Below are 12,934 nucleotides of genomic sequence, written 5' to 3'. Positions count from 1 at the left end.
TTCATTGAAGATGAATTCAATTTCAGAATTGGCCAGTGATGCAAAACTGATGTCTTCAAAACCATACATGAGCCGGTAATTGTTTGCGGTATCAAAATGCGCATCCACAAAATTCTGGAAATGGTTTTTACTGTCGAAATTTCCGGCCCAGATGTTATACACATAGGTTTTTTTGCGGTCTTTATTCAGAATATCCTGGTACACGAAATTTTCGCCCAGATAAGCCTCGCGCACCTGCGGATCATTGGCCAGATCATGTGGCAGCCCTTCTTTCAGGATTTTCCCTTCAAACATAATATAGGTTTTATGGGTAATGGCCAAAGTCTGCTGTACGTTGTGGTCTGTGATCAGTATCCCGATATTCTTGTCCACCAGACTGCGCACAATTTTCTGAATATCTTCCACCGCAATGGGGTCTACCCCGGCAAACGGCTCATCCAGCAATATAAAATTAGGACTGGTGGCCAGACAACGTGCAATCTCAGTCCGGCGTCTCTCGCCCCCGGAAAGCAGGTCACCGCGGTTTTTACGAACATGCTGCAGCGAAAATTCTTCGATAAGTTCATCACACTTGATTTGCTGTTCCCTTTTGGAGAGATTGGTGAGTTGTAAAACGCCCAGAATATTGTCTTCTACAGAAAGTTTACGGAATACCGATGCCTCCTGAGCCAGATAACCGATACCCTTTTGTGCACGGCGGTACATGGCATCTGAGGTGATGTCCTTATTATCCAGAAAAATCTTGCCGGAAGTTGGTTTCACCAGCCCTACAATCATGTAGAAAGAGGTGGTTTTGCCGGCACCATTAGGTCCCAGCAGCCCTACAATTTCTCCCTGTGAAACCTCCACAGAAACGCCTTTTACTACCTTTTTCGGACCGTATTCCTTTATTAAATGCTCTCCGCGTAAAATCATGAAGCAAATATAACAAAATAGATGAAAGCGCTGTGCTGCGGGCGGGATTTATATCGTATTTTCATGATGCGGTTTTTGGAGATTCAGCACGGTATTTTTACGCTCAAATTTGTATCTTTAACACTTAAAATTAAAATTATGGAAACATACGGCTACAATAATCCACCGGAAGGACCTGCAAATAACCCCAATTATCAATCTGAGAAGAAGCTCGTGGCGGGAATTCTGGCTATTCTACTGGGTGCCCTGGGCATTCATAAATTTTACATGGGATATAACAAGGAAGGAATTATCCTTCTGCTTTCCACACTGATTATCTTGCCTCTGCTCACCATTATCACCTGTGGTGTGGGCAGCTTTCTGTATCCGGTCGTGGTAGTAATCCCGCTAATAGAAGGCATTATTTACCTCACCATGCCAGATGAGCAGTTTGACAATACCTATATCCGAAATCAGAAACCCTGGTTTTAACAACGGCTTGTAAGGCATTGACAAATAAAAAAAATCTTCACCAGGGCGAAGATTTTTTTTAACGGATGAATAGTAAGAAATTACTGATTCAGCAAAACAGCAGCCTCTTTTGCCGCGTAGGTGAAAATCATATCGGCACCGGCTCTTTTGATGCAGGTCAGGCTTTCTATAATCGCCTGATCGTTGTCCAGCCAGCCGTTTTGTGCGGCAGCCTTCAGCATGGCATATTCTCCGGAAACATTGTACACCGCAATGGGTAAATCTATGGCCTGGCGCACCTGGGACACAATATCCAGATAAGGCATACCGGGTTTGATCATGATGATATCTGCGCCTTCGGCCACATCCTTCAGCACTTCATCCATGGCTTCCCGGGAATTATGAAAGTCCATCTGGTAGGTCTTTTTATCTTTGGGAATATCCACAGTTTCTTTTGGCGCCGAATCCAGAGCAGATCTGAACGGGCCGTAGAATGAACTGGCATATTTGGCTGCATAACTCAAAATGCCCACATCGGTAAAGCCACTTTCTTCCAGTCCGGTACGTATGGCCGCTACCCTGCCATCCATCATATCACTGGGTGCCACAATATCTGCCCCGGCTTCTGCATGGGAGACTGACATTTTGACCAGGGAATCATTGGTCGCATCATTATCTACTTTTCCATTGGTGATAATTCCGTCGTGCCCATAGATGGAATACGGATCCAGTGCTACATCCGGCATTACCACCATTTCCGGCACGGCATCCTTGATGGCTCTGATGGTGTTCTGCATGAGTCCGTTCGGATTCCACGCTTCTTTTCCGGTGTTATCTTTCAGATCATCTGAAACTTTCATATAAAGATTCACCGCTTTCACTCCCAGGGAGAACAGCTCCCGGCATTCCTGTACCGTGAGATCCAGTGTGCGGCGGTAGATTCCGGGCATAGAAGCTATAGGTTCCTGGCGGTTCTGACCCTCCATTACAAATATCGGCATTACAAAATCACTGGTCGTGAGCACCGTTTCCTGCACCAAACTTCTGAGGGCAGCACTGGTTCTTAATCGTCTGTTTCTGGAATAAATAATCATTTTTGCAAATCTTTAAAATTGGTATTATTTTTGCGTCAACAAAATTAACAATAGAAAATGTAAAAAACTATTGTAAGTTCATTTAAATTTCCTATCTTCGTATAGAGATGTATTGTATAACAACAAATTTTATATGAAAAAAATTTTATTCCTGATACTGTTTTCAGGCTTTGGCTTTGCAGCAGGCGAGCTCTCGGCACAATCGAGAGACAACGCTGTAGCCACTTCCCGGAACGATGATGCAGCTTTGGTTGCCTATCCCAATCCTACCAAGGATGTGATATTGCTGAAAGCCAAAGATTCTTCTGTGCGTATTAAATCTGTATCTTTTTTCTCCATACTGGGTATGCAGGTGGCCAGTTACTCTGTAAACAGTAACGCCGCAGAGATTAATCTGGAAAAACTGAGACCGGGTAAATATCTGATGAGATATACACTGAGTGACAATACTCAGAAAATTAAGCAAATCATTAAGCAGTAATCTAATTATTTAGAATATAACGAGGTTATCTGCCTCGTTTCTATAAAAATATCCGTTTGTACACGGATATTTTTTGTTATATTTGATTAAAATCCCGATTGCATGAAACCTTTAAAGAAAATCCATACGATATTGTATGTCGCTGATCAGGAAGTAAGCCGGGTTTTTTATGAAAAAATCCTGATGCAACAGCCGGAACTGCATGTTGCCGGCATGACCGAATTCCACCTGACGGATCATTTTATCCTTGGCTTGATGCCCGAAAAGGGAATCCGGAAAATACTGGAAGACCATACCCCCGATCCTGCGTCCGGAAACGGGATTCCACGATGTGAGCTGTACTTTCACACCGCAGATCCGGATGAAGATTTCCGGCGGGCTGTGGAAGCAGGTGCCCGCGCCATCAGTCCCGTACAGGACAGAACCTGGGGACACACTGCCGGTTATGTGGCAGACCCCGATGGTCATATTATCGCTTTTGCCAATCCAATAAAAATCTGAAATGATGAACACATGTCTGGAATGTGGTGACCGGATTCATGGAAGATCAGATAAAAAATTCTGTTCAGACAGCTGCCGGAACACTTTTAACAATAAACAGAACAAGGATTCGAGTAATCTGATGCGCACCATCAACAATAAACTCAGGAAAAACCACAGGATTCTTGCTGAACATCGCTTTGTAGATGGTAAGGCCAAGACCACCCGCACGAAACTGATGGCGGCAGAATTTACTTTTGACTACTTTACGCAACTCCGGGTTTATAAAAACGGAGCCGAGTACCGGTTTGTCTATGATATCGGGTATAAATTTCTGGATGACGACTGGATTTTGCTGGTTCGAAAAGAATGATTATTTTCGCACTTCGAAACGGGATATAGCGCAGCCTGGTAGCGTACTTGCATGGGGTGCAAGGGGTCGCTGGTTCGAATCCAGTTATCCCGACTTCGCGGGTCAGAACAGAATCGTCTGTTTTGACCCTTTTTTATTTTCATTCATTCACTTATAACCTGTATGTCAGGGAGGTGTAATCAGAATCTCATTAACTAAACCTTAGTTCCGCCATACGCAGGCCACAAAGACCTCTGTTAAGGCTTTACTTTCCTTTTGGAAACTACTATCTTTTGGTAAGTTAATTTTAACTAACTTTGCAAAGAACATTCTGCCCGAAAATTCATTATTCCAAACAGAGGCAGAATCATCAACTAAAAAAAAATGAAAAAACATACTAAATATTCTCTGCTGGAACTGGCTACCGTATCTGAAAACATCAGTGTAAAAGAAACATTGAACAGCACGGTAGCACTGGCCAAAGTGGCTGAGGAGGCCGGTTACGAAAGGTTTTGGTTTGCCGAACACCACAACTCTCCTACCGTAGCCAGTTCTGCAACGGCTGTTTTAATAGGTTATGTAGCAGAAAATACCGAACGAATCAGAGTAGGTTCCGGGGGCGTGATGCTTCCTAACCATTCTCCACTGATTGTGGCAGAGCAATTTGGCACACTGGCGCAACTGTACCCCAACCGCATTGACCTGGGTCTGGGCAGAGCTGCCGGAACCGATACCGCAACCGCACAGGCCATCCGATCGGACTCGTTTCAGGCAGCACATTCTTTTCCCGAAGAAATCCAGAAAATCCAGCAATATTTTTCGGATGCAAACAAAACCTCAAAAGTGCGGGTTGCTCTGGCAGAAGGACAGGACGTACCCATTTATATACTGGGTTCCAGCACCTTCAGTGCGCATCTGGCTGCTGAGAAAGGCTTACCTTATGCTTTTGCGAGCCATTTTGCCTCTACTCAATTGTATAACGCATTGCGCATCTACGAACAGGAATTTCAACCTTCAGAATTTTTAAAAGCGCCTTATACCATTGCCGGTATCAACGTGATTATAGCAGAGACCACTGCAGAAGCCGAAAATTTGTTCACTTCACTCATCGGAATGTTTTACGGCATGCTGACCGGCAATATGCAGGCAGTACAACCCCCAACAGAAATGACCGATGAATGGCGTCAGATTTTCCACCATCCGAGTGTCAATCAGATGCTGAAATTTTCTTTTGTGGGCGATAAGGAAACTGTAAAGAAGCAGATTGTGAGCTTTCTGGGGGAAACGAATGTAGATGAACTCATTACTGTATCTACCATGTATTCGGCAGAAGACCGCATTAAATCTGCGAAATTATTTGCTGAAGTGATGAGAGAGATCAATGCAGGTTCAGCCTTAACATAAACATTATTATGGCGCAGAAAAAAATGCACAGTGACTGCCTTGCCACCCTAAAACCGGTGCGTGACACGCTAGATGTCATCAACGGGAAATGGAAATTGCCCATTATTATTTCCATAGGTGCCGGAAATGACCGGTTTACCGATATCCAGGAAAGTATTCCTGGAATTACCCCCAAGGTTCTGGCGAAGGAACTGAAAGATCTGGAACAGCATCAATTAATTTCACGAACAGTGACCGATGACTATCCCGTGAAAATTTCGTACACGCTGGACGCGTATGCCGATACGCTGATGCCCATTATTTACGCGTTGAAAGAATGGGGTCTGCATCATCAAAAGAAAATTTCGCAAAGCAGATAAACCTGCAGCTTCAGTACAAAAACTGGCTAGAAGACAATCAATCCCAAAAACTCCAAATACATTGGGTCTTTGATGATTTCTTTGGCATCGGATGGTTGCTTTTCGTTGCGGGCAACCGCCAAAACACTTTCTTTATCATTACTCAACAAAAGTCGTTCGTACAAACTGCTGTAAATCTGCTGTTCCAACTGTCTTACTGTCCAATTATTCTTGATTTTTCCAGCAATATAAAACTCTCTTTTATCTTGATTATCAACACTTAAAAGTAGCTTATATTGGCTCCAACTCAATTGTGCCCACAGTGTAGACACAATTGGAAACGTGCGGTAAAACTAGCGATACCAATTTAGCTGTCGAGTAGAAAAACCACTTCCGAATTCAGGTTGCAGTTTTTCTGAAAGATATTTAATGAGAAACGTTCCATAATCTGCACGGTCTTTTCCTTCTTGTTCTTCTTCAAAGATACGTTTGCCAATATGCCAATACATCAGTGTTCGCTGATGGTCAACGGCACGTATAGCCTTGTCTTTTGATTGGGCTATAATGGATTTTATATCTGCTATAATGGATTGGTTTATGAGCATACTAAAAAATCATCTACCTGAACAAAGGTACAAATTATCATACACCGCTACTTCTGGTTACATCTAATAAATGTCTGTGACGGTAATGTTCTTATCGCTAAACATCGTGCTCAAATCCTCCAACGGAATGTCCTCGCTCAAAAATAAGTTGGGAAAAGTAAGACGAGCCAAATGAAAAAGGATTTTCTTTAAGATACCTCGCTTCCTCTGCTTTTTACCTCACTACCAAAAAATCATAATACGGCTACCCAACCTTTAATGACAACCGTATTATATGCATTTATTCCTTGATGTACTGTACAAAACCCTATTTCAATAAAATTTTATCTTCCAGTATATCAATAAGTTGATCCTTATAGAGACCGCCGATAGCTTTCTTAAAATTCTTTTTACTCATCTGCAGTTCTTCCTTAATCTCTTCCGGGGTAGATTTATCAGAAAGATACAGAATGCCGAAATTTTCACTCAGTTTATCCAACACCATTTGCCGGAAATCATCAATATGCTCGAATCCGTCCTGCTGGAGTGTCACGTCTATTTTACCATCTTCCCTGATGGATTTTATAAAACCAGTCTCCTCTGAAAGAGGATACAGTTTTTTAAAAACATCTGACGCATAAATGAGTCCGATGTACTGCTGATTCACAATTACATTCCAGCCCAGTTCGCTCTCCCCCATCAAAATCAGGTGTACCCGGTCTCCCTTCCGGAGCGGCAGGTTATCGTACTGCGGATTTCTTTTAAATTTCGTGGTTCCGGTAATCAAACCGGTTTTTTCGTCTACATAAATATACACCAGATACCTTTTTCCTTCTATGATTTTCAGTTTTTGCTGAGTATAAGGGATAAAGAGATCCTTGATGATTCCCCAGTCCATGAAAGCGCCACTGGGCAGGCTTTGCACACAATTCATGACGGCAAACTCCCCTACTTCTGCCAGAGGTTTTTCGGTGGTAGCTTTCAGGCGGTCATCATCCTGATACACAAAAACCTCCATTTCATCACCCGTTTCAGCAGCCTCCGGTGCAAATATTTTCGGAAGAAAAGCGCGTGTTCCTCCGGCATCTTCCAAGAATACACCCGTGTAATTTTTGTCTGCAATTTTTAATATCTGAGTTTTTCCGATTTGCATGAAATGTAAAATTTTATCGGTAAAGATACGCATTTCCGGAACTTAACCCTTATAATTCACAGTTGTGGTACGAACTTTGAAATCAGAATAGCCGGCAACAGCTATTGCACACTGGTTCTGAAGCCTCCTTCTGCAAATGACGCTGAGCATCCCAAAGAGTGGTTTATTCAGTGTATTTTTGTGATTCCATCTTATGGTTTTTAAGACTAAATACAGACAGATTATTCACTACTCACTCATTGTGAGCACATTACTGATACAGGTAATGATTCTGCTGTTTTTTTACAATGAATACTTTAACGGAAAAAAACTGGCACGGATAGAGGAACAGCAACAGGTGACTGCCATCCTGAATAACCTTACCAAAGATTCCCGCATCAAACTGCTGAATGCACAGGAACAACTTCAGAAATACATCCGAAGCAATGATCAGGACAATCTGGAATCCTATTTTCTGTCTCTGAGACAACTGAACCGGAATATAGACAGCATAAAATCCTACGCAAACCAGCATCCCGGACTGAAAAGCAGCATGAATACCCGCCGCGACGAAATTGCCCGGCTCACCGGCCTGCAAACCCTGATAGATTCTACCTACCGCCAATCCAGAAAGCCTGCGCAGAAAGAAGAACCGGTACAGATTAAAAGTTTCGACATTAAAAGCGAGCCCCGCAATCTGGAAATTGAAGTCTATCACAGCTCTGACACATTGGTCAAAAAAGGGCTGATTCCCAGGCTGAAAGACGCCATTCAAGGGAATGTGGAAGTCAAAAGAGACACCACTTTTATCACGGCCAAATACGAAAACTCGGTAGATACTTCCCAGATAAAAACCGATCTGGACAGTACGATTTCGGCAGTGAACCAGCATTACCAGAAGGAAATTCAGAAATACCAGACGCACCTGAGCAGTTCCCGAACCAAAAGTCAGAATCTATATCACATCTATGACAACCTCATCGTATTCAGTAATAATCTAATGGAAATCTATGACGGAACCATTACCGATTTTACACAAAAGCTGCAGGAACAATATGCCGAGCAGAACTCTAAAAACAATAAAATTCGCCGGAACACCGTATTGGGACTGCTGATTCTGATGTTCTTTGTCCTGATGGTGATTATGTACTATACCAAAATGGCCTTTTTGTATGAAAAAAAATTGAAACTGGCCAATGAAAAAATTAACAGCAACCTGTATTTCAAAAGCCGGATTCTGGGCATGCTGAGTCATGAAATACGATCACCATTGCAAATCATCAATATTTTCATTAACCGGATTAATAAAAAAACCGACGATGAAACCGTGAAAGATTATCTGAAATCTATGAAATTCACCAATGATTCCCTACTGATACAGGCACAGCAGATTCTGGATTACACCAAGAACCAGAATACCAGTATGGAACTGTATGCTGTGGATTTTAATCTGAAAGATGAGATTGATTCCATTTTGCGGATGTTTCAGCCCTATGTGGAGTCCAGAAACAATGCGTTTGTAGTGGACAACAGGATTCCGGAGGGTCTTAATGTTCATGCAGATGCCGCCAAAATACACCAGATTTTTGTTAATATTTTGGGCAACGCGAGTAAATTTACGGAAAACGGAACCGTTAGCGTACACACCGAAACGCAAATACGAAGTGAAAAAAATGTACGCCTCACCGTCGCAGTCTCAGACACCGGCATCGGGATTTCCAAATCGGATATTCAGAAAATATTTCAGCCTTACTACCAAGGCATGATTTCAGATGAAATCAGTAATTTTGGCATTGGTCTGGGATTGAATCTTTGCAAAGAAATCATTCAATTATTTAAAGGAACCATTTCCGTAAAAAGTGAACTGGGCACCGGAACCACTGTTTATTTTGATTTGAATTTAACGCTGTTGTCATGAAGGAAAACCAACCATCCATCAGATTTCTTTTGGGAGATGATCATCACATCGTGCGCCAGGGTCTGGAACTTGTTATTCAAGACTTACACGAAAATGCGCAGATTATCCATGCCTCAAGCCTGCAGCAAATCCGGGAGTATGCAGGCAATCAGCCGTTTGATCATGCTGTGCTGGACGCTCAGTTTCCGGATGGAAATTCCCTGCACCTCATCCCGGAGCTTAAACACTTACAGCCCGAACTGAAAATAATGGTCTTTACCAGTTTTGAAGAAGAAGATCATGCCCTGAAATTTCTGGACGCCGGCGCAGATGGTTTCCTGAGCAAACTAAGTACCGAAACAGAGATACGCAACGCATTAGAAAAAATGGTTCAGGAGGGATTTTATCATTCTGAAATCATCCGGAAATTAAAGAAAATTTCTGCACGGAATCCAAAATTAATCAATCCCCTGCATCAGCTTTCTGAGCGCGAACTTCAGATTGCGGAACTCTACGCCCTTGGTCATGGCAACCTGGAGATATCCAATGCGCTTTCGCTGAAACCCAATACCATCAGTACCTTTAAAAAAAGAATTTTTGAAAAGCTGAACGTTCAGAACATGCTGGAACTGGCAGAAATTGTAAAAACGCATGCGCCCCATAGGCTCTGAGTGTAGAAAATGTTCTACAAAATCTTAGATAAAGCTCTACAAAATAATTGAACTGCTGGCTTCATTTTCCCATTACTGTACCGGTAATATTTAAATGTGGAATATGAAGAAAAGTATAGCAGTACAAACGGAATTTTCTCAGATTGAACAGCTGTCCTGGCTTTCGAAACTTAAAAATTTAAGAAAAAGAGATTTTGGAATTCTGATCGGCGTACAGATTTTAATGTTCAGTGCTATATATGCGCTGAATAATTTCCGGCCGTACTTTGAGGAATTACATTTTCGCAGAATGGAGACGATGGCCGGACAAATTCTGGTTTTCTTCCTGCTGGCGGTTCTGGCATTTCAGATTGCCTTTCTGATTTATATTGCCTGGCTTTTTGTGAAATACAAACCCACCGGTTCTGTAGCCGATGATGATCTGCCGGTATGCACCATTATAGTCCCGGCATATAATGAAGGAAGACTGGTGTATGATACGCTGAAAAGCATTGCAGCATGCAATTATCCGCCGGAGAAACTGGAAATTATGGCGATAGATGATGGCAGCAAAGACGATACCTGGTACTGGATAAACAGAGCCAATGAGGATCTGGGCCATATACTGACCGTCTACCAACAACCTGAAAACCGCGGGAAACGGCATGCTTTGCACAGAGGATTTACCACAGGACGGGGTGAAATTTTCATCACCATAGACAGTGATTCTGTGGTAGAACAAGATACCCTCAGAAATCTGGCAAGCCCATTTGTGAAAGATCAGAATACAGGTGGCGTAGCCGGAAATGTTAAAGTGCTGAACAAAAATCAGGGGATTATACCCAAAATGCTCAATGTAAGTTTCGTGTTCAGTTTTGAATTTATACGTTCAGCACAGAGTTCCTTGGGTTTCGTGCTCTGCACACCGGGCGCACTCTCTGCCTACCGCAAGGAGGCGGTAATGAATTGCTTGGAAGACTGGATTGAGCAGAAATTCATGGGCAATTACGCCACCATAGGCGAAGACCGGGCCATGACAAACCTGATCCTGAAGCAGGGTTACGATGTTAAATTTCAGAAAAATGCCAATGTACTCACCAACACCCCCACCGGATTTAGAAATCTGCACAAAATGTTTACCAGATGGGGCCGCAGTAATGTGCGGGAAACACTGATGATGAATAGTTTCATTTTCAAAGACTTCAGAAAGAAGAATAAGGCGGGAGCCAGATTTATTTATATGAATCAGTGGGTTAAACTGCTTCTGGTCTATCCCATGACAATTCTGATGCTGTATTTTCTGTTTACCCACCCGCTGCTGTATCTGAGCTCTGCCCTTACGGCTACGTTTATATTCTCCAGCATACAGATGTTCTTTTTCTCCAGCCGGTATAATTTTGTCGATGCCCTTTGGGCCTATCCGTACAGTGTATTCTATATGTTTGCATTGTTCTGGATTTCACCCTTTGCCATTGCAACCGTTAAGAACGGGCGCTGGCTTACCCGATAGCACCCAACATCACTATATATTCCGGAACCGTTCTGTCTTTTGGCAGGGCGGTTCTTTTTGGTCTGTAAAGTAAAAAATCCTGCCCGGGAGGCAGAATTTGGTATTCATCTATATTCAAAGATTATTGCACCGGCTTTGGCGGACGCATTTTGTACTGATAACTGTGCAGGGTTTTCAGGAAATTTTCCAGATCGGTAAGCTCCGATTCGGAAAGATCCAGTTTTTCCAGCATTGCAGATTTGGTTGGCGCCAGAGGATTATCGCGGTCTCTTTTTTCATTGGGCATACCGGCATTATACATATTGATTACGCCGCGGATGTGCGGAAATAGTCCGTTGTGCATATACGGTGCGGTCTGAGAAACCTCTCGCAGAGTAGGAGTCTTGAATTTACCTACATCCTCAGGTTTTTTGCTGATGTTATAGAGTCCCAGATCTTCATATTCCCTGCCGAAATATGTAAGTCCCAGGTTATGGAATTTCTGATCAGAGAAATACGGAGAATTGTGACAATTGATGCAATTGGCCTTGGTACGGAACAGGTGCAGACCGTTGATTTCTGAATCCGATAAAGCATCTTTTTTGCCGGAAATAAATTTATCAAAACGTGACTGCGGGCTCACCAGGGTTCTTTCGAAGGTGGCAATTGCTTTGGTAATGTTCTCTTCAGTAATTTTTTCATCGCCAAATGCATTTTTAAAATGTTCCCGGTAACCTTTGATTCTGGCAATCCTTTTTACCGCAAGACGGGAGTGAAAATTCATTTCCACCGGATCTTCAATAGGTCTCCTCACCTGCTCTTCCAGTGTAGCCGTTATTGCTGACCGCAATGTCGTTGATGACCAGCTGGGTTCCGAAGGCTTTGTTCCCGAAATCCTCGGCATCGGGCACAGAATAAAAAGGGGTTTCGCCGGTGGCTGTACGCAGAACAATGTTTTTCATCTCTGTATGCGCCATCGGTTTGATGAACTGCCCCGGCAGTTGCTGCAGCACATCTCCCAGAGAAAACGACTGAATCTTCTGAAGGGCTTCTTCCTTGATTTCTATTTCTGAAAAATTCTTCTTTCTGGCCGAAAGTTCCACCTCTTTAATCCGGATGGAGGCCATCTGCATTTCTACAGAAATTCCCGAAGCAGGAGGCGTGGTATAGGTTTTACGTTCTTCCAGCAATCCGGCACGCGAAAATAAAACGGTCTCATTTGCATGATACCGGATTGAGAAGTTACCGGACTGGTCTGTCACGGTCCAGATACCGGTGTTTTCAATACCTACCTTCACTCCTGAGATGGGTTTACGCTGGTCGGCATCTACCACAACACCACTCAGCGTCTGGGCATTTAGCGATATTGCCACCCATTGAAAAACAAAAAGGAGAATCTTTTTATTCAATTTAACAATTTTTGGCAAAGTTATTTATAATTCTTCTAAATAAGAATAAGAAAAACCAGAAACAGCAAATTAAAGCAGAGCAACACCTTAGTCCGCAACACAAATCATCACCAGTTTCAATAAATTATTAATTGATTTTCAACAAGTTAATCTACAACACCGTACGTGAAAAACATCATCAACAGAATGAATAATTTTTATTCACAAAAAAGATGAGTAGTGCGACAAGATGTAAAATCAGCACTTTTTACTCTTAAAA

At 42.7% G+C, this 12,934-nt stretch carries 13 protein-coding genes, 1 tRNA gene and 2 pseudogenes; 10 read left to right on the top strand and 6 right to left on the bottom strand.

Annotated elements, in window-relative coordinates:
* Positions 1 to 189: 189 nt before the first annotated feature.
* A pseudogene (gene lptB / locus LKO26_RS11565) lies at positions 190 to 915 on the bottom strand (LPS export ABC transporter ATP-binding protein); the annotation flags it as partial.
* 138 nt (positions 916 to 1,053) lie between these two features.
* Here lptB and LKO26_RS11560 point away from each other — a divergent pair.
* Complete coding sequence (locus tag LKO26_RS11560; protein WP_227588028.1) at positions 1,054 to 1,386, top strand: TM2 domain-containing protein; 333 nt, start codon at positions 1,054 to 1,056, stop codon at positions 1,384 to 1,386.
* A gap of 80 nt (positions 1,387 to 1,466) precedes the next feature.
* On the opposite strand, the gene hemB is transcribed toward LKO26_RS11560, so the two are convergent.
* Complete coding sequence (gene hemB, locus LKO26_RS11555; RefSeq protein WP_227588027.1) at positions 1,467 to 2,459, bottom strand: porphobilinogen synthase; 993 nt, start codon at positions 2,457 to 2,459, stop codon at positions 1,467 to 1,469.
* 133 nt (positions 2,460 to 2,592) lie between these two features.
* On the opposite strand from hemB, the gene LKO26_RS11550 reads away from it, so the two are divergent.
* The 6 genes from LKO26_RS11550 (at position 2,593) to LKO26_RS11525 (ending at position 5,535) form a co-directional block, all read left to right on the top strand.
* The gene (locus LKO26_RS11550; RefSeq protein WP_227588025.1) at positions 2,593 to 2,940 is read left to right on the top strand and encodes a T9SS type A sorting domain-containing protein; all 348 of its coding nucleotides are present in this window, start codon (positions 2,593 to 2,595) and stop codon (positions 2,938 to 2,940) included.
* Between the two features lie 102 nt (positions 2,941 to 3,042).
* Positions 3,043 to 3,441, top strand: a complete 399-nt coding sequence (locus LKO26_RS11545) for a VOC family protein (RefSeq protein WP_227588023.1) — start codon at positions 3,043 to 3,045, stop codon at positions 3,439 to 3,441.
* Between the two features lie 4 nt (positions 3,442 to 3,445).
* Complete coding sequence (locus LKO26_RS11540; protein ID WP_227588205.1) at positions 3,446 to 3,793, top strand: DUF2116 family Zn-ribbon domain-containing protein; 348 nt, start codon at positions 3,446 to 3,448, stop codon at positions 3,791 to 3,793.
* 19 nt (positions 3,794 to 3,812) lie between these two features.
* Positions 3,813 to 3,886 (top strand) — tRNA-Pro (locus LKO26_RS11535).
* A gap of 270 nt (positions 3,887 to 4,156) precedes the next feature.
* A complete protein-coding gene (locus LKO26_RS11530) occupies positions 4,157 to 5,176 on the top strand; it encodes an LLM class flavin-dependent oxidoreductase (RefSeq protein WP_227588022.1) in 1,020 nt (339 codons plus the stop codon).
* Between the two features lie 8 nt (positions 5,177 to 5,184).
* A complete protein-coding gene (locus tag LKO26_RS11525; protein ID WP_227588021.1) occupies positions 5,185 to 5,535 on the top strand; it encodes a winged helix-turn-helix transcriptional regulator in 351 nt (116 codons plus the stop codon).
* A gap of 26 nt (positions 5,536 to 5,561) precedes the next feature.
* Here LKO26_RS11525 and LKO26_RS11520 read toward each other — a convergent pair.
* Positions 5,562 to 6,119, bottom strand: a pseudogene (locus tag LKO26_RS11520) (DUF1016 N-terminal domain-containing protein).
* A gap of 307 nt (positions 6,120 to 6,426) precedes the next feature.
* Complete coding sequence (locus tag LKO26_RS11515) at positions 6,427 to 7,251, bottom strand: S1 RNA-binding domain-containing protein (RefSeq protein ID WP_227588019.1); 825 nt, start codon at positions 7,249 to 7,251, stop codon at positions 6,427 to 6,429.
* Positions 7,252 to 7,444: 193 nt separating this feature from the next.
* Here LKO26_RS11515 and LKO26_RS11510 point away from each other — a divergent pair, with 193 nt between their 5' ends.
* The 3 genes from LKO26_RS11510 (at position 7,445) to LKO26_RS11500 (ending at position 11,287) form a co-directional block, all read left to right on the top strand.
* The gene (locus tag LKO26_RS11510; protein WP_227588018.1) at positions 7,445 to 9,148 is read left to right on the top strand and encodes a sensor histidine kinase; all 1,704 of its coding nucleotides are present in this window, start codon (positions 7,445 to 7,447) and stop codon (positions 9,146 to 9,148) included.
* Complete coding sequence (locus LKO26_RS11505) at positions 9,145 to 9,798, top strand: response regulator transcription factor (protein ID WP_227588017.1); 654 nt, start codon at positions 9,145 to 9,147, stop codon at positions 9,796 to 9,798. Before LKO26_RS11510 ends, LKO26_RS11505 begins: the two co-directional genes overlap by 4 nt.
* Before the next feature lie 103 nt (positions 9,799 to 9,901).
* Positions 9,902 to 11,287 (top strand): glycosyltransferase family 2 protein, encoded by a 1,386-nt coding sequence (locus LKO26_RS11500; RefSeq protein ID WP_227588016.1) that lies wholly within the window; start codon positions 9,902 to 9,904, stop codon positions 11,285 to 11,287.
* A 121-nt stretch (positions 11,288 to 11,408) separates the two neighbouring features.
* On the opposite strand, the gene LKO26_RS11495 is transcribed toward LKO26_RS11500, so the two are convergent.
* Both LKO26_RS11495 and LKO26_RS11490 read right to left on the bottom strand, forming a co-directional pair.
* Positions 11,409 to 12,116 (bottom strand): cytochrome-c peroxidase, encoded by a 708-nt coding sequence (locus tag LKO26_RS11495; protein ID WP_227588015.1) that lies wholly within the window; start codon positions 12,114 to 12,116, stop codon positions 11,409 to 11,411.
* Positions 12,064 to 12,675 (bottom strand): carboxypeptidase-like regulatory domain-containing protein, encoded by a 612-nt coding sequence (locus LKO26_RS11490; RefSeq protein ID WP_227588014.1) that lies wholly within the window; start codon positions 12,673 to 12,675, stop codon positions 12,064 to 12,066. The genes LKO26_RS11495 and LKO26_RS11490 overlap by 53 nt, the downstream gene beginning before the upstream one ends.
* Between the last annotated feature and the right edge of the window lie 259 nt (positions 12,676 to 12,934).

Source organism: Chryseobacterium sp. MFBS3-17, from assembly GCF_020687745.1.
In the GTDB taxonomy this organism is placed as follows: domain Bacteria; phylum Bacteroidota; class Bacteroidia; order Flavobacteriales; family Weeksellaceae; genus Marnyiella.
This window is presented reverse-complemented; position numbering and strand designations above follow the sequence as displayed.